Source organism: Cupriavidus sp. YR651 (assembly GCF_900101625.1).
Taxonomy (GTDB): domain Bacteria; phylum Pseudomonadota; class Gammaproteobacteria; order Burkholderiales; family Burkholderiaceae; genus Cupriavidus.
In genome coordinates this window covers 819,697-841,304 of sequence record NZ_FMYZ01000001.1, presented here as the reverse complement: position 1 = coordinate 841,304, position 21,608 = coordinate 819,697, and the positions used below count along the sequence as shown (strand labels likewise).

The 21,608-nt window shown below is 66.1% G+C and carries 19 protein-coding genes; 10 read left to right on the top strand and 9 right to left on the bottom strand.

Features of this window, described 5'->3' with window-relative positions:
- Nucleotides 1-37 precede the first annotated feature (37 nt).
- The 3 genes from BLR29_RS03760 to BLR29_RS03750 form a co-directional block, all read right to left on the bottom strand.
- Nucleotides 38-538, bottom strand: coding sequence for a dihydrofolate reductase (locus BLR29_RS03760; RefSeq protein WP_092134691.1), 501 nt, complete (start codon nt 536-538; stop codon nt 38-40).
- Nucleotides 535-1,329: a thymidylate synthase gene (locus BLR29_RS03755; protein ID WP_092134689.1), complete on the bottom strand. Its 795-nt coding sequence runs from the start codon at nt 1,327-1,329 to the stop codon at nt 535-537. The genes BLR29_RS03760 and BLR29_RS03755 overlap by 4 nt, the downstream gene beginning before the upstream one ends.
- A 138-nt stretch (nt 1,330-1,467) precedes the next feature.
- On the bottom strand, nt 1,468-2,169 hold the full coding sequence (locus BLR29_RS03750) for a TerC family protein (protein WP_092134688.1): 702 nt from the start codon (nt 2,167-2,169) through the stop codon (nt 1,468-1,470).
- A gap of 559 nt (nt 2,170-2,728) precedes the next feature.
- Here BLR29_RS03750 and egtD point away from each other — a divergent pair.
- A complete protein-coding gene (gene egtD, locus BLR29_RS03745) occupies nt 2,729-3,826 on the top strand; it encodes an L-histidine N(alpha)-methyltransferase (RefSeq protein ID WP_092134687.1) in 1,098 nt (365 codons plus the stop codon).
- A gap of 117 nt (nt 3,827-3,943) precedes the next feature.
- A complete protein-coding gene (locus BLR29_RS03740; protein WP_092134685.1) occupies nt 3,944-5,200 on the top strand; it encodes an ergothioneine biosynthesis protein EgtB in 1,257 nt (418 codons plus the stop codon).
- Nucleotides 5,201-5,386: 186 nt separating this feature from the next.
- Here BLR29_RS03740 and BLR29_RS03735 read toward each other — a convergent pair whose 3' ends face one another.
- The 5 genes from BLR29_RS03735 to BLR29_RS03715 form a co-directional block, all read right to left on the bottom strand.
- Nucleotides 5,387-7,330, bottom strand: coding sequence for a DEAD/DEAH box helicase (locus BLR29_RS03735; protein ID WP_092135431.1), 1,944 nt, complete (start codon nt 7,328-7,330; stop codon nt 5,387-5,389).
- A gap of 848 nt (nt 7,331-8,178) precedes the next feature.
- Entirely contained in the window at nt 8,179-8,397 is a 219-nt protein-coding gene (locus BLR29_RS03730) for a hypothetical protein (protein ID WP_092135429.1), read from the bottom strand.
- Nucleotides 8,398-8,536: 139 nt separating this feature from the next.
- Nucleotides 8,537-8,809 carry a hypothetical protein gene (locus BLR29_RS03725; protein ID WP_092134683.1) on the bottom strand — a complete coding sequence of 91 codons (273 nt, stop codon included), beginning with the start codon at nt 8,807-8,809 and terminating at the stop codon, nt 8,537-8,539.
- A 69-nt stretch (nt 8,810-8,878) separates the two neighbouring features.
- The gene (locus tag BLR29_RS03720; protein WP_092134682.1) at nt 8,879-9,148 is read right to left on the bottom strand and encodes a hypothetical protein; all 270 of its coding nucleotides are present in this window, start codon (nt 9,146-9,148) and stop codon (nt 8,879-8,881) included.
- Between the two features lie 58 nt (nt 9,149-9,206).
- The gene (locus BLR29_RS03715) at nt 9,207-9,488 is read right to left on the bottom strand and encodes a hypothetical protein (protein ID WP_092134680.1); all 282 of its coding nucleotides are present in this window, start codon (nt 9,486-9,488) and stop codon (nt 9,207-9,209) included.
- A 367-nt stretch (nt 9,489-9,855) separates the two neighbouring features.
- Here BLR29_RS03715 and BLR29_RS03710 point away from each other — a divergent pair, with 367 nt between their 5' ends.
- Entirely contained in the window at nt 9,856-12,045 is a 2,190-nt protein-coding gene (locus tag BLR29_RS03710) for a protein kinase domain-containing protein (RefSeq protein ID WP_092134679.1), read from the top strand.
- Nucleotides 12,046-12,074: 29 nt separating this feature from the next.
- Here BLR29_RS03710 and BLR29_RS03705 read toward each other — a convergent pair whose 3' ends face one another.
- Entirely contained in the window at nt 12,075-13,325 is a 1,251-nt protein-coding gene (locus tag BLR29_RS03705) for a formylglycine-generating enzyme family protein (protein ID WP_092134677.1), read from the bottom strand.
- Nucleotides 13,326-13,608: 283 nt separating this feature from the next.
- Between BLR29_RS03705 and BLR29_RS03700 the strand changes: the two genes are divergently transcribed.
- From BLR29_RS03700 to BLR29_RS03670, 7 genes are all read left to right on the top strand, one after another.
- Complete coding sequence (locus BLR29_RS03700; RefSeq protein ID WP_092134676.1) at nt 13,609-14,034, top strand: DUF4399 domain-containing protein; 426 nt, start codon at nt 13,609-13,611, stop codon at nt 14,032-14,034.
- Nucleotides 14,035-14,095: 61 nt separating this feature from the next.
- Nucleotides 14,096-14,602: a DUF4399 domain-containing protein gene (locus tag BLR29_RS03695; protein WP_092134674.1), complete on the top strand. Its 507-nt coding sequence runs from the start codon at nt 14,096-14,098 to the stop codon at nt 14,600-14,602.
- A 346-nt stretch (nt 14,603-14,948) separates the two neighbouring features.
- Nucleotides 14,949-15,230 carry a hypothetical protein gene (locus BLR29_RS03690; RefSeq protein ID WP_092134672.1) on the top strand — a complete coding sequence of 94 codons (282 nt, stop codon included), beginning with the start codon at nt 14,949-14,951 and terminating at the stop codon, nt 15,228-15,230.
- A gap of 55 nt (nt 15,231-15,285) precedes the next feature.
- Nucleotides 15,286-15,555, top strand: a complete 270-nt coding sequence (locus tag BLR29_RS03685; protein ID WP_092134671.1) for a hypothetical protein — start codon at nt 15,286-15,288, stop codon at nt 15,553-15,555.
- A 215-nt stretch (nt 15,556-15,770) separates the two neighbouring features.
- A complete protein-coding gene (locus BLR29_RS03680; protein ID WP_092135427.1) occupies nt 15,771-17,240 on the top strand; it encodes an efflux transporter outer membrane subunit in 1,470 nt (489 codons plus the stop codon).
- Between the two features lie 198 nt (nt 17,241-17,438).
- Nucleotides 17,439-20,219 carry an FHA domain-containing protein gene (locus BLR29_RS03675; protein ID WP_092134670.1) on the top strand — a complete coding sequence of 927 codons (2,781 nt, stop codon included), beginning with the start codon at nt 17,439-17,441 and terminating at the stop codon, nt 20,217-20,219.
- Nucleotides 20,216-21,598 (top strand): HlyD family secretion protein, encoded by a 1,383-nt coding sequence (locus BLR29_RS03670; protein WP_092134668.1) that lies wholly within the window; start codon nt 20,216-20,218, stop codon nt 21,596-21,598. Before BLR29_RS03675 ends, BLR29_RS03670 begins: the two co-directional genes overlap by 4 nt.
- The last annotated feature ends 10 nt before the right edge of the window (nt 21,599-21,608 follow it).

Below are 21,608 nucleotides of genomic sequence, written 5' to 3'. Positions count from 1 at the left end.
TTGTTTTTTGGGGCGCCTGCGAGTGACTGGCTTTCGCTTATTCCTCGCCCGACGGCGGCCGTTCGTAGGTCACGAACGCGTAGTCGAAGCCGTTGGCCGCCGAGTGATGCGTCTCCCGCGCCGCCTCCAGCCATCGCGCACGGTCCACTGCAGGGAAGAACGCGTCGCCGGCAATGTCGGCATCGATCTCGGTCACGATCAGTCGGTCAGCGCTCGGCAGCGCTTCCGCGTACAGTTGCGCGCCGCCGATCAGGAACACCTGCTCCACGCCGACGCACAGGCGCTGCGCATCTTCGAGCGATGCCGCCACTTCGGCGCCTTCCAGCTTCAGGTCCTGGTTGCGGCTCACCACGATGTTGCGGCGGCCCGGCAGCGGCCGGCCAATCGAATCCCAGGTCTTGCGGCCCATGATCACCGGCGCGCCCATGGTGGTGCGCTTGAAGTGCTGCAGGTCCTCGGGCAGGCGCCAGGGCAGGGTGTTGTCCCGGCCGATGGTGCCATTGCGGGCCCGCGCCACGATCAGGGTCAGCAGCGTCATACGGCCACCGGCGCCTTGATCGCGGGGTGCGATTCATAGCCGACCAGTTCGAAGTCCTCGTACTTGTAGTCGAAGATGCTGTCCGGCTTGCGCTTGATTTGCAGCGTCGGCAGCTTCATCGGCGTACGCGCGAGCTGGGTTTCCACCTGCTCGAAGTGGTTGCTGTAGACGTGGCAGTCGCCGCCGGTCCAGACAAAGTCGCCCACGCCCAGGTTGGTCTGCTGCGCGATCATGTGCGTCAGCAGTGCATAGCTGGCGATGTTGAACGGCACGCCCAGGAAGATATCGGCGCTGCGCTGGTACAACTGGCACGACAGCTTGCCGTCGGCCACGTAGAACTGGAAGAACGCGTGGCAGGGCGGCAGTTTCATCTGCGGAATCTCGCCGACGTTCCAGGCGGAGACGATCAGCCGGCGCGAATCGGGATTGTTGCGGATTTGCTGGATCAGGTCGGCGATCTGGTCCACGTGCTTGCCGTCCGGTGTCGGCCACGCGCGCCACTGGTAGCCATAGACCGGGCCCAGTTCACCGTTGGCGTCGGCCCACTCGTCCCAGATCGTCACGCCGTTGTCCTGCAGGTACTTGACGTTGGTCGAGCCCTGGAGAAACCACAGCAGTTCATGGATGATCGACTTCAGGTGCAGCTTCTTGGTGGTGACCACCGGGAAGCCTTCGTTCAGATCGAAGCGCATCTGGTAGCCAAACACCGAGCGCGTGCCGGTGCCGGTGCGATCGGCCTTTTCGGTGCCATGCTCGTACACATGGCGCATGAAGTCGAGGTACTGTTTCATCGGCGCGGATGGGGGAAAGTGATGTTGGCGCTTGGGCCGCAAGCGGGGATTTTAGCCTGAAAGGCCGACCTTGCCCGAAAAGCAAAAACCGCCCCGAAGGGCGGCTGTTGCATCATGCGGACGCCTGGCAGTCCGGCGTCAGTGGCTTTCCTGCGTGGCCGGCGTGCGACGCTTCTGCGTCAGGTAGCCGGCGCCCAGCACACCGCCGACGATCAGCACATACAGGCCCCAGTAGATCACGGGCTGGCTGGCGAAGAACTCCTTCACCAGCGGCTCGCTGACGATCATTTTCACCGCCGTGAAGGCCAGCACGCCGGCACCCAGGTAGATGATGACCGGGAAGCGCCCCATCAGCTTGAGGACCAGGCTCGAGCCCCAGACCACGATCGGGATGCTGATCAGCAGGCCCAGCACCACCAGCAGGAAGCTGCCGTGCGCGGCACCGGCCACGGCCAGCACGTTGTCCACGCCCATGACGGCGTCGGCGATGATGATGGTCTTCATCGCGCCGACCAGCGTGCTGGCGCCTGCGCCGTGCTCGTCACCGTCTTCCTCGGCCGCCAGCAGCTTGTAGGCGATCCAGACCAGCGCCACGCCGCCGATCAGCAGCAGCCCGGGGATCTTGAGCAGCCAGACCACGCCAACGGTCATCGCCGAGCGTACGACCACGGCACCCACGGTACCCCAGATGATGGCCTTCTTCTGCAGGTGCTGGGGCAGGTTGCGCGCCGCCAGGGCGATCACGATGGCATTGTCGCCAGCCAGGACCAGATCGATGACGACGATCGCCAGCAGCGCCGTCAGGAACTGCATCGTGAACAAATCGGTGAACCACTCCATGAACTCTCCTCAAGTGCGAATAGCTGCGGGCCAATCTGGCCTGCAAGGGGCTTTTGTTTCGCCTGGGATCGCGGAGCACCGGAGGTTGGGGGCGTCCTTTGCAAACCGTGAAACCAGGTTGCAAAGGTCTTGCTCGACACACTGGCGCGGAATGCGCGCCAGGGTCAGCACAACCGGAGACGAGCGAGCGTCTCGGAATGACGATTGTGCTAAGGGCATGGGCCCCCAAGCTACTCCCCTTTGAAGGGACGCGACTGCCGCAGTATCGGGTGGCGGTCGCGCTGGGGCGGATTATAAGCGAAGTGTGAGAAGAAATGTTGCATCGCCATCATCGCGTTCAAATGTATGGAACAAAGGTCGTTGCGATGACGCCCGGGGGAGTTTGTAAGCCGATGCAAAGCATCCTGCACGCATAAATTTATCCTCCTATGCTAGTTGGATTGGCGCCGGCCGGTGTGCTTCGGACAGGACAGGAATGCACCCCGCCGCCAGCCGCCCGACGCAGCCGCGGGCGGTCTTTGGGGATTCACGTAGTGCCCATCGACAACAAGGAAACGTCATGCCGGCCGTTACGACACCGCTGAACCCATCCCGCCCTCGAACCCAACCCAATCACAACCACCACAACGCCTCCCCGGAACTGACGTCCGAGCCGACCTCCGGCATCGTCGTTGGCAACGGTTTTGCGCCGGCCGCCGGAACAGCGCCGCAGCCGGAGTTCGTGCAGCAATACCACGAGGACAGCGGTGCGCTACGGGCCGAGATCGTGGCGGGACTGACACGGCCCGAACCGGGCATCAGCCCCAAGTTTTTCTACGATGTGCTGGGCTCGCGGCTGTTCGAAGCCATCACGGACCTGCCCGAGTACTACCCGACCCGCACGGAGGCGTCGATTTTCGCCAGCGCGGCGCAGGCCATCGCCGCGCGCGCCGGCAGCGGCTGCGTGCTGATCGACCTGGGCGCAGGCAATTGCGAGAAGGCATCGCGCCTGTTCCCGAGCCTGCAGCCGGCGCAGTACGTGGCGCTCGATATCTCGGTGGAGTTCCTGCGCGGCACGCTGTCGTGCCTGCAGCAGCAGAACCCGCAAATTCCGATGCTCGGGCTGGGGGCCGACCTTTGCGGTCCGCTTGATCTGCCCAACCGCGTCAGGCGCGGCCGCAAGCTGTTCTTCTATCCCGGTTCCAGCATCGGCAACTTCGCGCCGGTAGACGCGCTGGGCCTGCTTCAGCGTCTGCGCGCGGCAGCGGGGCGCGGCGACGGCGTGCTGATCGGCGTGGATCTTTACAAGGATGCCGACACGCTCGTGGCCGCCTATGACGATGCACTCGGTGTGACCGCGGCCTTTAACCGCAATGTGCTGCGCAACCTCAATCGCATCGTCGGCAGTGACTTCGCGCTCGAGGACTGGCGTCACACGGCCAGCTTCGACAGGCAGGCGTCGCGCATCCAGATGCATCTGGAGGCCACGCGTGACGTGACCGTGCGCTGGCCCGGTGGCGAGCGTCGCTTTGCCGCCGGCGACCGGATCCACACCGAGGATTCGTACAAGTACCGGCCTGGGGATTTTTCGCTGTTGCTGGAATCGGCCGGCTTCACGGACCCGGTCTGCTGGACGGATCCGCAAGGGTGGTTCGCAGTATTTCACGCGCGGGGCTGAGCTGGCACGGAGAGTCCGCAGGGCTGGCAGGGGGAAGAGGCCATCGTCGCGCAGGTGTCATAATGCGCGCAGCCGGTGACCCCGGCTTCCCTTCCACCCTCTCTCACGGAATCTTCGATGAGCGGCTTCTCCATGCTTCCCGATCTTCACTTCACAGGCGGCAAGGCATCGTGGGCCGATGCGCGCCGCCTGCCGCGCGAGGGGCTGGCGCAGGCACTGGTGGAGTCGCGCAACCGCACGCTTGCCTGGCTGGCCGCATTTGGCCAGACGCGGCGTGGCTGGACCGTGACGCGCCAGTACGACTGCAATCCGCCGTTGTGGACGCTCGGCCATATTGCATGGCACGCCGAATGGTGGTGCCTGCGCGGTGTGAGACACCTCGAGCGGGGCGGCCTGCGGCTGCCGGTGGCGAGCGAGCCATCGCTGCTCGACGGTGCGGACGAATGGTTCGACCCGGAGCGTATCGGGCCGGACGAGCGCTGGGAGATCGCGCTGCCTGATGTCGGGCGCGTCAAGCAATACGCCGCGCAGGTGCTCGACGGCCTGCTGCGTCGCATCGCGCTGCTTCCGGACGACGGTGACGCCACGCTCTATCCCTTCCGCCGCGCGCTGTTCCATGAGGACGCGCAGGGCGAAACCATCGCCACGCTGCTGCAGTCGCTGGGCATGGCACCAGCGGAGCCCGCATCGGTGGGGCCGTCAGTCTCGGTCGTCAACGCCGGCACGCTGCATTTCCCGGGCGGCCGCTTCCTGCAGGGATGGTCCGATGCCGATGGCTTCGCGCTGCCCGATGAAGTGCCGCCGCAGCCGACCTATGTGCCGGCGTTCGAAATGGACGCGGCGCTGGTCACCAACGCGCAGTTCCTGGAGTTCGTGGAAGACCGCGGCTACGAGCATCCCGCATGGTGGTCGGCTGCCGGCCGCCAGTGGCTGATGACGCAGGAGCGCTCGGCGCCACGCTACTGGTCCCGCCATCCGGTCAACCGGATGTGGATGGTGTCTCGCTTCGGTGCGGAGCGTACGCTCAATCCGGACGAGCCCGTGCGCCACGTGACGTTGTTCGAGGCGCAAGCGTGGTGCGTGTGGGCCGGGCGGCGGCTGCCTCAGGAAGTGGAGTGGGAACTCGCGGCCACGCAGAATCGCGGCCTGAACTGGGGCGCGTTGCGGGAATGGACCGCCACGCCGTACGAGCCCTACGCAGGGTTTGTCGCGCAACCGGCGGATGCCGAGATTGTCGGACGCTTCGGCACCCATCAGGCGGTGCGAGGCGTGTCGTTCGCAAGTCCGGCGCGTCAGCGGCATACGCGGGCGCGCATGGCATTGCTGCCGGAAGACGATGTCTCGTTCGTGGGCTTCCGGTCCTGCGCGGTCTGAGCTGGCGGGCAGCGGTCACCGGCAGCGGACATCGAGGAACGCTGCGGCGGCCATGTCGGCAAGTGGCGCGGGCGGCTTTCCACTATAAGTCCCGCCGAGCCGGGCACCGATGCCAAACTTGCCGACAAAGCGGCAGGCAAAAGAAAAGGGCACCCGAGGGTGCCCTTTATCTATGCTGCCTGGCGATTAACGCTCGTAGCGCGAACGGCTGTTGCGCTGGGCGCCGTAGCCTTCACGGTTGCCGAAGGTGCGTTCGCCACGGTCGCCGAAGCCGCGGTTGCCATCGCGCTGACCGCCTTGGGTGCCCTGGCCGCCTTCACGATTGCCAAAGCCACGCGCGCCGTCGCGGTTACCGAAGCCACCACGATCGCCCGCGCTGCGCTCGCCGCCGAAGCCGCGTTGCTGGCCTTGGCCCTGGCCTTGCGTCTGGCCGCGATAGCCACCATTGCCGCCATTGCCACGGTCGCCGAAACCAGCATTGCCACGGTCACCGAAGCCACGGTTGTCGTCGCCAAAGGTGCGGCCGCCTTCGCGGTTGCCGAAGCCGCCGCGATCGCCAAAGCCACCACGGTCGCCGAAGCCACGGCTTTGGCTTTCGCCGCCGCCAAACTTGCGATCGCCAAAGGTGCGTTCGCCGCTGCCGCCGGTGTTGCCACGGTAGCCGCCGCCATTGTTGCCACGATAGCCACCGCCACCACCACCGTTGCCGCGGAAGCCATCACGGCCGCCCGGCTTGCCGCCGAAGTTCGAACGCGGCTTGGGCGTACGACGCGGCTCCAGGCCTTCGATCACCGATGCGTCCAGGCGGTTGTTGGTGAAGCGCTCGATGCGCTTCCACTGGAACATGTCGCCGTGGTTCACCAGGTTGATGGCGATACCCGAGCGACCGGCACGACCGGTACGGCCGATACGGTGCACGTAGTCCTCGGCTTGCTTCGGCAGGTCGAAGTTCACCACGTGGGTGATGTCCGGCACGTCGATGCCGCGAGCGGCCACGTCCGTAGCCACCAGCACGCGCAGATTGCCGCGGCGCAGGGCCGTCAGGGTGCGGTTGCGCGCGCCCTGGGTCATGTCGCCATGCAGCGCGCCGGCGGAGAAGCCGGTGTCCGACAGGCGCTCGGCCAGCGAATCCGCATCGCGCTTGGTGGCGGTGAAGACGATGGCTTGCTTGAGCGTGGCGTCGCGCAGCAGGTGGTCCAGCAGGCGCTCCTTGTGCGACATGTCGTCGGTGAAGTGCAGGCGCTGCTCGATGTGGCTCTGGTCGGCGCGCGCGGCGGCGATCTCGATGCGTTGCGGGTCGCGCAGCTGGCGCGAAGCCAGTTGGGCGATGCGGGCGTCGAGCGTCGCGGAGAACATCAGCGTCTGGCGCGTGGCCGGCGTGGCGGCAACAATCGCGTCGATGTCATCGGCAAAGCCCATGTCCAGCATGCGGTCGGCTTCGTCGAACACCAGCATGTCCAGCGCGGACAGGTCGATGCGGCCAGCGTCGATGTGGTCGAGCAGACGGCCCGGCGTAGCAACCAGGATGTCCGGCATCTTGGCCAGCATGGCCAGCTGCTTCGGGTAGGGCATGCCGCCCAGGATGCTTGCGCACACGATGCGGCGCAGGTGGCGGCCGTACTTGGCGGCGGCCTCGGTCACTTGCAGGGCCAGTTCGCGCGTCGGCGTCAGCACCAGCAGCGACGGCTGGGCCGGAGCCGGGCGGGGACGCTTGCCCTTCATGCGCTTGACGGGTTCGTCGGCACGCGGACGGTTCGGGGCCGGCTTCTCGGAAATGCGCTGGATCGCGGGCAGCATGAACGCCGCGGTCTTGCCCGAACCGGTCTGGCTGGATACCAGCAGGTCGCGGCCGGCCAGGAAGGCGGGGATGGCCTGCGCCTGGACGGGCGTCGGCGTGTTGTAGTTCACTTCGGAAAGGGCGCGCAGGATGGCAGCGTCCAGGCCGAGGTGTGCGAAGCCATTTTCCGTCGCTTCGGTCACGGCCGGCGCGGCGTCGCCGTTAAGCATGGCGTCGAGCTTGTCGAGCGGGCTCGTGGCGGCAGCGGGCGTGGCGGTTGCGTCGGTAGCGGGGGCAAAAGAATCGCTGGCGGAGGCAAAAGATTGCTCCGCACGGAAATCGTGCTGGGTCATGTCGTAGGTATAAAAATGCATGGCACCCCAGGGCAAGTGTGCGCAAAGGGGCGGGCGCAGTGCAAAGTCTTTAAAAAAGGCTTCGGCGCCAATCGGTAGGCCGTACGACAGACTCAGCTGGCAATACGGCGGCAGGCAGGGGGCGACTGGTCAGTGCATCAACCGGCCGTTGTTCCCTGGCAGGCAAACAGCGCAGAGATTCAGGCTGTTCATCAGGATCGGAGACGAGGCGACGTCAGGTGAGCGGAGCGTTCTGGCCAACACCTGTCATCAGAAACGGCTTAAGAGGAGACAGAGGCAGGGAGCAGAGCTTGGGAGGCAGCGGATACGCCATGGCGTGGTGCCGGGGGCGCGGAGCGGATCTCACAGTGCGAAACTCACGGGCCGGAGTATAACAGAACAACGATTATTATGTTGCAGCGCGAAAAGTAAGCGAATGTGTCAACCACGCCGCTTTCCGGGCAATTTCAGGCATTTTCCGATTGTCGGGCGGCGGCGGGGCGTCTTGAAAGCGGGGGCTCCCTGCCTATACTCAGAGCGCGAGCATTGCATGCCCGCATGGGGCGGACACCTACGAATCCGATGATCTGCCTACGGCAAGGTTCGCTTGCCGCTCGCCCCCGGCATTGCGGTCATTGATGCCACTGCCAGGTTTCCTCCGACTATCCGGGTGGTCCGGATGGGCGTCCGCGTCATGGGCGGAATCATGGGAAGCGTGCTTGGCACAGGAATGACCGGAATTCGCCGGCGACGCTGACCCAGGAGGTCCGGGGCCGTCCGCAACCAAAGCCCGCCAATTGCTTGGCGGGCTTTTCTTTTCTACTGGTCGGCAGGCGTATGCCGCGCGGTCATTTGCGCGGCAGCTTGCCGCTCACCCGTTCCTGCCCTGCAACCTGTGGCTCGCCGGGAATCCCCCCCGGATACTGGATGAGGCGCGCGAGCTGCGCGCGTCGGCGTGCGAATCCATGCTGACTGCCGGAAGTACGTGCGCCGCCTGTGATGGCGGTCATGGCCTCGCGGTCGAGGTCGACGTTCTCCGACAAATCCTTGATGACGATCACTGCCATGGCGTTCTCCAGCATGCGGGCCTTGCCGTGGCGGTCCTGCTAGGGGCCGGCCGGGCAGCGCCGGGGCAGGCGCGGGCCCGATTCAGTATAGGCGAGCGGTCCCGCGATTGTGGCGGGACCGCCCCCGGACGCCGGCCGGTCAGGCCGCCGCCCAGTTGCCGCCCCATTGCGAGGGGTTCACGCCGATCTTGACGTGACCGAGGTCGGCGCCAATCAGCGTGTTGTTGTTGAGCGCGGCCACGTTGACTTGCTGGAACTGCTGGACGCTCTGATTGATGTTGATGTTGACGTTGGCCAGCGGGCCGACGTTGGCAACCTTGTTCAGCCAGTCCGTGCCGCCGCGGATGGCGCACAGGGATTTGCGGTCGAGGTCCTTGCTGGCGGCAAGGTCGCGGACGATGATCGATGACATGGTGGACTCCTTGGGTTCGGTGCTGGGTATCGGCGGGGCGCCGGGTGGTGGCGCCCTCGTGTTGCCGTATCAGTAGATGTTGTTCGTGGCCGTCTGGGACGTGTGCACGTCGTTCTTCATATGGTCCTGGAAGGCCGAGCCATTGCCGAAGTAGCTGGCGACCTGCTGCATTTGCTGGTTGCTCTGGTTGATCGTGGTGGTCTTCTCGAACGACAGCTTCACCGGCGTGTAGATCGAGGTGTAGGGGGCGAAGATGCCCAGGCCGCCGCGAACGGCGCGCAGGCCTTTGGCGTCGAGGGTTTCGGTCGAGGACAGATCGATGATGGTCAGGGTGCTCATGGCAGTCTCCAGGGTGTGCGAAGTGGGGTGATCGTCGGTCAGGCGGGCGGTGCGCGGGTCAGGCGGCGTGGCCGTACACGTTGTTGGTGGCCGTTTGCGACGTATGCACGTCGTTCTTCATGTGGTCCTGGAAGGCCGAACCATTGCCGAAGTAGCTGGCGACTTGCTGCATTTGCTGGTTGCTCTGGTTGATCGTCGTGGTCTTGTCGAACGACAGCTTCACGGGGCTGTAGACCGAGGTGTAGGGTGCGAAGAGGCCGAGGCCGCCGGTAACGGCGCTCATCTTCTTGGCGTCCAGGGTTTCGGCGGAGGTCAGGTCCTTGATGGTCAGCGTGGTCATTTCAATCTCCTTGAGAGGAAGGTCAGGCTTTGGTTGGTTGAGCATCGGGTTGGTGTCGCGCTCGGTTGGGATATCGCAGGGAGCGTGCCAGCGCGGGCCAGCGCGACGAAAAAAAGTCGCAAAGCCTTGTCCGGATTGGGCTGGCGGGTAGCAAGGGGAGGGGCGGAGGCGGTGCGCGCCATGCCAGCCGGGGCGGGACTGACGGGCTGTCGCCAACAGATTGGCGGTGGGTGTTGGTGGCCGGGCAACCACCCGGGTGAGTCGGGGTTTGCGAATGGCCTGAGTGCGCACTAGTATCCATCGTGGGCGATGGTTCGTGACGCAACGGTTTCGCCCGGTCCGCAACCACTCGTCGGGATTGCATCTGATGTCTAGCCTGACCGACCTGATACGCAACTTCCAGCGCGGGGGCCTCTCGCGTGACGAATTCCTTGCGTCGGTCGATATGGCCCTGCAGGAAGACCATACGCATTCCAGCCAGCTGGCGCGCGTGCTCAGCGAAGAGCACACGCGGTACCCGCTGCCACCTGGCGTCTATGCCGAGGTAATGCGGCGCATCGAGTCCCGCGTGGCTACGCAGTTCGATCCCATCGGCGAGGAAACCCGCGTGGAGGCCGATCCGGCCGACCGCAGCGGACCGTCCGCGCCCGCATCGCCGACGTATCGCCCGTCCGGCCCGCCCGGTGGCGGCAACACGACCGGCACGGCCGGTGGTAATACGGGCAGCAATACCGGTGGCGCCAATACAGGTAGCAGCATCACGGGCGGATACATCGCGTCGGGGCCCACCAAGGGGGTTGGCGACACGCTCAATGGCCGCTTCGTGCTGGAGGAATGCCTGGGTGTGGGTGGCATGGGCACGGTCTACAAGGCGCTCGACCTGCGCAAGCTGGAGGCATCCGACCGCAAGCCCTATATCGCGATCAAGGTGCTCAACCTGCAGTTCAGCGCGCACCCGAAGTCCCTGATGGCGTTGCAGCGCGAAGCGCGCAAGGCGCAGCAGCTGGCGCACCGGAATATCGTCACGGTGTACGACTTCGACCGCGACGGCCCCACAGTCTTCCTGACCATGGAATACCTGTCCGGCAAGCCGCTGAGCCGCGTGCTGCGCGCGCCGGACTTCACCGGCATGCCCTACGCCAAGGCGATGCCGATCATCCTCGGCATGGGCCGCGCGCTGGCCTATGCGCACGAGCGCGGCTTTGTCCATTGCGACTTCAAGCCGGCCAACGTCTTCCTGACCGATCGCGGCGAAGTGAAGGTGATCGACTTCGGTATCGCGCGCGGCTTCGTGCAACCGACCGACGACGCCGACCAGACCGTGTTCGATCCGGGATCGCTGGGCGGCATGACGCCCGCCTATGCGAGCCCGGAAATGTTCGAGCACCGCGAACCCGATCCGCGTGACGATATCTATGCGCTGGCTTGCGTCACCTACGAACTGATGACGGGCCGGCATCCGTACGACCGCTTGTCCGCCAACCAGGCGCGCGCATCGAACCTGAAGCCGGCGCAGCCCAAGTCGCTCAACCGCGTCCAGTGGAAGACGCTGCGGCAGGCACTGTCGCTGGACCGCGCCACGCGCACCCCCACGGTGACGAAGTTCCTCGAGGGGCTCGGCGCCGAGCCACAGCACGGTACGTCGAAGCTGCCGATGGTGCTGGGCGGTGTCGCGGCCGGGGCGGCCATCGTGGCGGGGCTGGGTTACTACGTCTGGCACCTGGGCGAAACGCCAAGGGAGGCCACGCAGGCAAGCGCGCCGGAGACCGCGGCCTCGCCGGGAAGCGTGGCGGGGTCGAAGCCCGAAGCGGGGCCCGAATCCGGGCCGGAGGCGAAGCCCGCGCCGAAAGTCGAAGCCAAGGCCGAAGCCAAACCGGAACCGAAGCCCGAGCCGAAGCTGACGCTGCAGGCGGTCGCGCCGGTGCTGGCCGCCGCGCCATGCTCGTTGCTGACGGCGAACGTCGATGGCAATGCCTTGCAGGTCAGCGGCTATGTCTCGGAAGCCGGCGCGCAGACGCTGCGCGACCGCCTTGCCGCCATCCCCGGCGTGAAGTCATTGAAGTTCGATGCCCAGCCGCTCAGCGCCGACAAATGCGACGTGGTGAAGGCGGTCGCGCCGTACTGGTCAGGCCACAAGCCAGGCACCGCCGTGCTGCGCACGCGGGGCAATGGCACCCAGCTCACCGAGGGTACGCCCCTGGTGCTGGACCTCACCACGCCGGCGCACGATTCCTACGTCTATGTTGATTACTTCGTCGTGGACGGCAAGGTGGCGCACCTGGTTCCCAGCAAGCGCATCCAGGGCAACCAGGCTCCCGCCGGCTATAGCGCGACGATCGGCGACAGCGGCGACTGGGTGGTATCCAAGCCGTTCGGCACGGAACTGGTGGTGTTGCTGACCACGCCGGCGCCGTTGTTCGAGGCGCGCCGGCCGGAATTCGAGACACGCCAGGAATACCTGCGCGCGCTGGAGCGGCCCCTGGCGCAGATGGCGGGCAAGTACGGCCAGGACCGCATCAGCGCAGACCTCGTGCAGATTTCGACCCGGGCGCGCTAGCTGGCGCGCGTCTTCGTTCCTGCTTCTTTCTACTTCATGTCCCGTGCCACGCGGAAGCCGTTCTGCGATTGCCGCACGCTCGTGCTGTATTTGAAGCGCGTGGAAGACACCATGTAGCTCGCGCCTTCGCGCCACGACCCCCCGCGAATCACGCGCGCGGTGCAGGCGGCTTCGTCCCAGACGCGGCCGTCGACCGGTGCGTTCTTGTACGAGCTGTGCCAGCAATCGGCCACCCATTCCCAGACGCTGCCATTCATGTCATGGAGCCCATAGGGATTGGCCGCGAACGATCCCACGTTGGCCGGCGCGGCGTCGCTCCACGGGTCGCCACAATCCTTGCAGTTGGCGTTGCCCTTGCGCATCTGGTCGCCCCACCAATATGCCGACGCCGTGCCGCCGCGCGCCGCGTATTCCCACTCGGCTTCGCTCGGCAGCCGGTAGGTCTTGCCGGTGGTCTTGGACAACCATGCCAGGTACTGCTGCGCGTCGTCCCAGCTCACGTCGCGCACCGGTGCGTTCTTCGCATCCGCCGGATTGGTGCCGATGCGCGGGCAGGCGTTGGCGTCGGCACAGGCATTCCATTGCTCGTTCGTCACCTCGTATTTGCCGATCGCGAACGACTGGGGGATGTTGACGCGATGCGGAGGCCGCTCGGCGGGATCGCTCGTGGCGCTGCCCATCGTGAAACTGCCCGGATTCAGGCTGATCAGCACGGGGCACGCCGGGCAGTCCCGGATCTCGCCACCCTTGACCTCGGACGGCTTCGCGCCGCCGTTGCTGGCGGCCTCCTTGCCTTCGGTGGGATAGGTGACGGTGCCCTGCGCGATGGGGCCGCCCGTGCGCGAACGTGGCTGGGCCGGCGCGGGTGCCGGAGCACTTGGCGGGGGCGTCGTGCGTGCAGCGGGAGGTGGCTGGGTGGGAGCGGGCGCTGGCTTCGACTCCGCCTTCGGCTCGGGCTTTGCGGCCGGGGCCGCCGGCGTGGCGGGGCCAGCGGCGCGGATGCGCTCGATACGTGCCTTGGCCAGCGCCGCGAAGCGGCCGTTGGGGTAGGCCTTCAGATAGGCCTCGTAGTCGCTCGCGTAGTTGCTGTTCTTGATGGAATCCCAGAACGACAACTCATATTGCTCGTCGCTGTTCTTGGGCAGGATGCCGGCGGCGGCCGGTGCAATGAAGCAGGTGCCGAGGAAGCAGGCACCGAGGGGGCGGGCGCCGACGAGCACGGCCCCCGCTTGCAGCGCCCCAATCCCGACCAATGACACGACGAGGAGTTTCCGCCACATATTCAGGCCCCTGGGTTCGGCGCAACGCGCGGTGTGGAGTTGCCGTGACGCGGTACCGGCTCGTTCCAAGATAGCACAGCACGTGTGGCGTGAAAGGTCTCCGCAACCCGTGGTGGCGTCGTGCCGGGTTCGCTTTTTCCAGGCTTCCGACCTACGCTTGAGGACACATCGCCAAGCGCATTGCACGACAGACAACACCAATCAAGAACCGCTGCCTGCTCACCTCGCTTGCCGTCCCGCACGGGAAGGGAGCGCGCGGACAGTTCTCCGGGAGGAGCCGCGTATGTCCAGACGATCCTTGCTCCGCGCGCTGGCGGCCATGTCCGTGGCCGCGTACGCCACCCTGGCCAATCCCACACCCGCCCCAAAGAACGCCGAGGTCTACATCATCTGGCCTGCGGACGGCACCGTCATCGAAGGCGGCAAGCTCTGGGTGCGCATGGGCCTGAAAGGCATGGGCGTTTGCCCGAAGGGCATCGAACGTCCCAACTGCGGCCACCATCACTTGCTGATCGATGTGGACCTGCCGGCGATGGACAAGGAGATCCCCAACGATCGCAACCACCTGCACTTTGGCGCGGGCGAGACGGACGCGCGCATCGAGCTGCCGCCGGGCAAGCACACGCTGCAGTTGTTGCTGGGTGACAGCAAGCACGTGCCGTTCGATCCGCCCATCTACTCCAAGAAGATCACGATCACCGTGCGCTGACGCACAAAGCGCGGCGTTCCGCGCTCGTTCGGGAGTTCGTCGCGCGTAGGGGAGAGAAGCCATGACCAAGTCCGTCACCGCCGTCGTCACCCTGCTTGCCGCCAGCGCGCTGGCCGCGGGGCTTGCTGGCACAGCCTGGGCCGCGGATGCTTCCGCGCCCGCCGCCGCACCTGCCGCGCCCGCCGCAGCCCCCGCCGCTGCAAGCGGACCCACGCCGGCGCCGAAGAACGCCTATCTCTATATCGGCTATCCGAACAACAATCAGACGTTGCCGGCCGGCAAGCCTGTCAAGGTCTGGTTCGGGCTGCGCAACATGGGCGTGGCGCCCAAGGACGTCAGGTATCCGAACACGGGCCATCATCACTTGCTGATCGACGTGGATTTGCCGCCGATGGACAAGGAGATCCCCAACGACCGCAATCACCTGCACTTCGGCGCCGGGGAGACCGAGACCACGATTGAACTGGCGCCGGGCAAGCATACGTTGCAACTGCTGATGGGCGACGAGAAGCACGTGCCGACGAATCCGCCGGTCTACTCCAAGAAAATCACGATCTATGTGAGGTAGGGCGGGGCGGTCCGCCCACCTCCGACACGGCGCGCAGCGATGTGCGCCGTTTTTTTTTGCCTTTCTTCGCTAGCTGGCGCCTGGCATGGACATGTGTCGCTGCGCCGCCAACACACCTGCTGACATCTGTCGGCCAGCCCCCGTCACTCTCTGCCCGCCCATGCCACCCCGGCACGGCGCGCGGCATCGTGCCATCGCCCGCAATCCATTGTCCAGAAAGGCTTGGCGACTTTTTTTCGTCGCGCTGGCCCGCGCTGGCACGCTCCCTGCGATATCTCAACCGAGCGCGACACCAACCCGATGCTCAACCAACCAAAGCCTGACCTTCCTCTCTAGGAGAATTGAAATGACCTCGCTGACCATCAAGGACCTGACCTCCACCGAAACCCTGGACGCCAAGAAGATGAGCGCCGTTACCGGCGGCCTGGGCCTCTTCGCCCCGTACACCTCCGTCTACAGCCCGTTCAAGCTGTCGTTCGACAAGACCACGACGATCAACCAGAGCAACCAGCAAATGCAAGAGGTCGCCAGCTACTTCGGCAACGGCTCGGCCTTCCAGGACCACATGAAGAACGACGTGCACACGTCGCAAACGGCCACCAACAACGTGTACGGCCACGCCGCCTGACCCGCGCACCACCTGACTGACGATCACCCCACTTCGCACCCGCCTGGAGACTGCCATGAGCACCCTGACCATCATCGATCTGTCCTCGACCGAAACCCTCGACGCCAAAGGCCTGCGCGCCGTTCGCGGCGGCCTGGGCATCTTCGCCCCCTACACCTCGATCTACACGCCGGTGAAGCTGTCGTTCGAGAAGACCACCACGATCAACCAGAGCAACCAGCAAATGCAGCAGGTCGCCAGCTACTTCGGCAATGGCTCGGCCTTCCAGGACCATATGAAGAACGATGTGCATACGTCGCAAGATGCACACAACAACATCTACTGATAAAGCCGGTTCAGAACGGTAGGGCGCCGCCGCGCGCGGCGCCTCAAACCGCACGGGGAGCTTGCGCCGGGACACCTCCGCCCCGGCGCTTTTTTTGATCCTTCGACTTCGCGCATTTTGAGGTTGGAGCTCGCTTCGCCGCGCACCACAATACAGATCGAGCGCCGGGACTTGCAGTCAGGGTCCGATGGCGTTCCAAGCAGGATGTCATCGTGATCGCTTTCCTCCCTGCCATCGCCGTCCGCCGCCTGACTCCGCGTCTGGCCCTGGGGGCCGCGCTATGTGCCACGCTGCTCGCCGGCTGCGCCGATTTCCGGCCACCCGAGTACAAGCGTCCCGAAACGCCGGCCAAGGCGTCGTGGTCGCGTGAGGAATCGGTGAGCGTGTCGCCCACGGAAACCATCGTGCCCAACTGGTGGCAAGGTTTCCAGGACCCGTACCTCGACCAGCTGGTGGCCCGGGCGCTGTCCGGCAACTACGACATCAAGGTGCTGGCGGCGCGCATTCGCGTGGCGAACGCGCAGATTGCCGAGGCCAAGGCGGGCGCACTGCCGGTGTTTGACATCGGCGCCGGCGTGGACATCTCGAAGACCACCGGCCAGCCGGTGTCGCGCACCTATAACCTGGGCGGCACGGTCAACTGGGATATCGACATCTGGGGCAAGGTGGAGAAAGGCGTACAGGCCCAGACCGCGGAATTCCGCGCCACGGAAGCCGACTGGCGCGCCGGCTACCTGTCGCTGGTGTCCGATGTCTCTGTCACGTACTTCACGATCCTGCAGCTCGACGAGCAGATCGCGCAGCAGCGCCACACGATCGATCGCAACAACCAGATCCTGACGACCTACAAGGCAATGCTGGCCAATGGCCTGCTGCCGCAGATCCGCGTGATGCAGCAACAGGCGGAAATCAACCGCCTGAACAAGGACCTGATCGAGTTGCGCCGGTCTCGCGACGTGGGCGAGAACGCACTGGCCACGCTCGTCGGCGCACCCGCGGGCGACTTCAAGGTGCCGCCGGGCCGGCTGCAGGACCGCGTGAAGCTGCCGGTGGTGCCGGCCGGGCTGCCGTCGCAACTGCTCGCGCGGCGCCCGGACATCGTGGCCGCCGAATACCGCGTGCTGGCTGCGTACAACCTGGTCGGCCAGGCCCGGCTGGCGCAACTGCCCAGCGTCAGCCTCACCGCACGCGGGGGCACCGCCAGCTTCGCGCTGTCCGACTTGCTCAAGTCGTTCACGTTCGGCTTCATGCCCAGCATCAACCTGCCGATGCTGGACCCCAACGTGCGGGCCCGCGTGAAGACCACCGAGGCCAATATCGGCGTGGTCGAGAACGAGTACGGCCGCACCGTGATGACCGCGTTCGAGGAAGTGGAAAGCTCGCTCGTGAACGTGGACGCACACAAGAAGCAGCGCATCGAACTGCAGCAACAGGTGGATCAGCTCCGCGTGGTCTCCAGCCAGATCGAGGCCCAGGCCAAGGAAGGCATTGCATCGCAGTTGGAGGTCTTTGAGACCGAGCGTTCGCTGCTGCAGGCGCAACTGGCGTTGTTGGCGGTCCACCAACAAATCCTGTCCGACACCGTCACGCTTTACAAGGCACTGGGCGGCGGATGGCCGTCGGCCGACGTGCGCAACGCACCGGGCGGCTACGGCCTCAAGACCAGCGCGAACGCGGCGCCTTAGGCGCTCTCGCGACCAAAGCGTTTCAACCTTGAAACCCGCCTGCGCCATGCGTTCGCGCAACGCTGCGGCGCAGCGGATTGACTCCCGTAATGCGTGGCCTACTATGTTCTTACCCGTGACCTGCCGTCTCTTCGTCGGCTGCCAGCAGACCGACACACTGCGCTGCGCCACAGGCCCGACTGTTGGTTCCGTTGAAACATGACGCGCGACGATGCCCTGATCATGGAAATGCCGGTGAGAGCGGGTCAGGCCTTCGACGTCCTGCTGATGCCCGTATCGCGTCCCGAGCTGGGCGAGATCCGCATTGGCGAAGACCTGTTCGCCATCGGTCGCGGCGAGGCCCCGTTCGTTGCGTACCCCTCGGAGGCGATCTCGGTACTTTCGCGCCGTCACGCGCGCATCTTCTCGGAGGATGGCGCGGTCTACGTGGCGGACCTGGGCAGCAAGAACGGCACGCGCGTCAACGGCGACACGGTGGCGCAGCAGCCCGCCGTGCTGCGCGATGGCGACGAGGTCAGCTTTGGCGCGGCGCTGTCGTATCGCGTGCGGCTGTATCCGCGCCCGCCGACACCGGAGGCGCCACGCGTGGCCGTCACGCTGGCGCCCGTGCGCGAGGACCTGGGCCTGCAACCGGTCATCGTCACCGGGTTTCCGTTTCTCTTCAGCAAGGCCGACGATACCTTCGCGCGCTACAAGAACGACTATCCGCATCAGGTCAACTACCTGTCGCGCCGCCATGCCCATATCTACATCAAGGCCGGCGCGCCGTGGATCGAAGACCTCGGCAGCACCAACGGCACCTTCGTCAATGGCGTGAAGCTGGACGACCAGTCGATCCGGCTGGAGCCCGGCGATGTGATCGCGCTGGGCGGCAGCCACTTCGTGTATCGCGTGGATATCGAGCGCGAGGCCGATGCCGATATCACGGCGACGAAGTCAATGATCTTCGAGCCACCGCCGGAATCGCCGCTGCAGACCACTGCCGGCGCAAGTGGCGTGGGTGGCGCCGGTGGAACCGCTGGCCCCGGTGTTGCCGCAGGCGCCATGGACGCGCCGGCCGCGCTGCCGGCGGACGGCGATGCCGACAAGACCACGTTCGTCGGCGCGGCCGATTCCTTCCTGGATATCTTCTGCATGGACTACAGCGCCGCGCAGGAGGACGAGGTCAATCCGGAGGAAATGCCCGACGCCGCGCAGCATGCCGCGCACAAGCCGGCACCACGCGGCAAGGTGGCCATGTTGCTGTCGGAAGCGGCGCGCAGCTTTGGCCTCCAGGACCGCAAGCAGCTGGAGCGCGTGGGCCGCTGGGCTGCGGTGGGCGCGATCCTGGTGGCTGTCGGCGGAGGCTACCTGTACTGGCGCGGCGCGGCAGACCGGACGCTCAAGGACCTGATGCAGGAAGGGCAGTATGTGCGGGCCGCGGCCGTTGCCGACGACTACCTGAGCCGCCACCCGGACAGCGCGCAGTACCAGGCCCTCGGCACGGAGGCGCTGATGCACGCCTACGTGCCGCCGTGGACGGCCCGGCTGCAGGCGAAAGACTTCAGCGGCGCGGACGCGGTGGTGGCCGACATGCGCGCGCATAGCCGCCACAACGCCGACGGGCGCGGGCTGATCGACGAACTCGACTGGGTAGGTAACCTGGAGCGCTTCGTCGTGGGGCGCGGTGGCGCCGACGCGCCGATCCGGATGTACGCCGACGAAGGCAAGATTCGCGCACTGGTGTCGCGCTGGGATGCCGATACGGCATCGCACCAGCGAGCGCTGGGCCGTATCGCCAACTACGTGCCCGCCTTCCGCGATACCTACGCCGAGGCCCTGAGCTACCTGCGCAAGCTGCAGAACGACGATTCGGTCTTCCTGGCCGCTATCGACCGGCTGAACGCGGCGATTGCCACCGAACTCGGGCGCGACCAGCCCGAGGCGCTCCAGTCGATGCTGGCCGACTACAAGGACAAGTATCCGCGGCTCGCCGGCCTCGATCGTGTGGAAAGCGATCTGAAGCAATACACGGGACTCATCCGCGCGCTGCGTGACCGCGCCACGGGGCCACTGGTCGCGCAGATGGGCAAGGCCAGCTTTGTCACGCCGCCGTTCCAGGCGCAATACCAGAAGCTGCTGGCGAGCCGGCTGCCGGACGCCGATGTGCAGCGGCAGTACGCGCTGGCGGCCAAGGCATGGGGTCAGGGCGACAGCGCGGCCGCCACCGACGCGCTGCGGCAGGTCACCAGCGGGCCGTGGGCCAGCGACGTCGCAAAGGACGTCGCCCACAAGCAGCAGGTGGCCGCGCAGTTTGCAGCGGTCAAGGCCGCGCGCGGCGGCAGTGGCTACGAGGACCAGTTGCTGACGTTCTACGCGTCGCTGGATCCGGAGGCCGACGCCTACTACGTAAAGGCCGTCGATGCCGACGTCAACGGTATTCGCGAAGCGGCGCTGCGCCGCGCGAATGCGCTGCTTAATCGCGCGGCGACCAGCTGGCGGCAGTATCGCAACAACGGCCTGATTGCCGGCGAGCAACGGCTGGATTCGGGCATCTCCGCCAAGTTCCGCGCGCAGGCCAAGCTGCTGGCCGATGCGCAGGATGACGCGCGACAGGGGTTGCGCATCTACGCGCAACTCAAGGCCGAAGACTCGGCACAGTGGAGCAAGGTGCGCGACGAGATCCAGGCCGAGGTCGACCTGCAGCGCCGCTCGCTGAACGACCTGCGCATGGTGCTGGACCCGGCCGTGCTCAAGGCCAAGCTCGCGCTGGTCGGAGAGGGCAGCAAGGAGCTTGGGGCGAAGGACGGTGGAGCCGGCGACAGCGCCGGCAAGGACGCAGCGACCAAGGCTGATGCAACGAAGGCCGATGCCGCGAAGGCAGAGCCAGCCCGGGCCGATTCGACCACAGAAACTGGCGCGAACAAGGCCGACGCGGGTAAGACCGGCGACAGCGGCGCGAGCGCCCCAGCGCAGACGGCATCGGGAGGTGCGCGATGAAGGACGACAACCGCGATAACCGCCTGCGCCCCCTCACCGAGGCGCTGGAGGACCACAGCGCGGAGGGCATCTCCATCCTCAGCGCGGAGCCGTGGAAGCTGTCGATGATGACGGTCATCACCACGTGTGCGCTGGTGGTCTGCGCGCTGATCTGGTCGTTCTTCGGGCACGCCGATGTCATCGTCAGCGCGCAGGGCACGCTGGCACCCGAATCCGAGGTGCGTCGCTTCTATGCCCCCGTCGACGGCGAACTCGCCGACCTCTATGTCGCCGAGGGTCAGCCGGTGTCGAAGGATGACGTCGTGGCGCGCCTGAATGCGCGCGGCGCCATCGAGGCCGCCGCCAACGCGCTGGAGGCGCAGCTGAAGCTGGAGGACTCAGAGCGCGAGTGGAAGCAGTTTCCCGAGCGCAAGGTGCTGATGGAGCGCAAGGCGGCGGCGCTCAAGCAGCAGATCGAACTGTCGTCGCGCCAGCACGAGAACCGCATGGCCGAGGGCACCACGCGGCTGGCGGAGCAGCAGCGTGCCCAGCTTGCGGAAGCACGCAGCAACCTCGAGAATGCGCGCCGCGCGCGCGACTTTGCCCGCCAGGAGCAGGATCGTTACGCGCGGCTGTTCGCGCTGCCGGCCGGCGGCGGCGTGTCGCAATCGCAGGTGGAGTCCAAACGCGCCACCACGCAGGAGGCCGAGAACAACCTGCGCGTCGCGCAATCGCGGCTGGCGGAACTCGATGCGCGGCTATCGCAGGAATACACGCAGGCCAGCGCGCAACTGGAAGGCAGCGGGCAGGAGCTGGCGAACCTGCGGATCCAGTACGACGCGGCAATGCGCGAGATCAGCAACACCGAAGACAAGCTGCGACTGCAGGTGCAGACCGCGCGGCTGGTGGCAGAGGCCGCCGCGCGCATCAAGTTCGAGAACATCGACAAGGACAACTTCCTGCTGATCCTCGCACCGGTGTCGGGAGTGATCACGGACGTCACGTCGACGCAGCGCGGCGACAAGGTTCAGGCCAACGCGCCACTGGGCGGCATCGCCCCCAAGGATGCGCGGCCGATGCTGCGGATCGAGATCGCCGAGCGCGATCGCGCGTTCCTGCGCGAAGGCTTGCCCGTCAAGCTCAAGTTCAACGCGTTTCCGTTCCAGCGATACGGCCTGATTGCCGGAACGCTCGAATACATCTCGCCGGCCACCAAGCCGTCGGGGCCGGACAAGCAGCCCGTCTATGAGGGTCGCGTGCGACTGGCGCAGGACTACTACGCCGTGGCCAACAACAAGTACCCGCTGCGCTACGGCATGACCGCCACGGCGGAGATTGTGGTGCGCGAGCGGCGCCTGATCGACCTGGGGCTGGATCCGTTCCGCCAGGTCGCGGGCTAACAACGCAAGA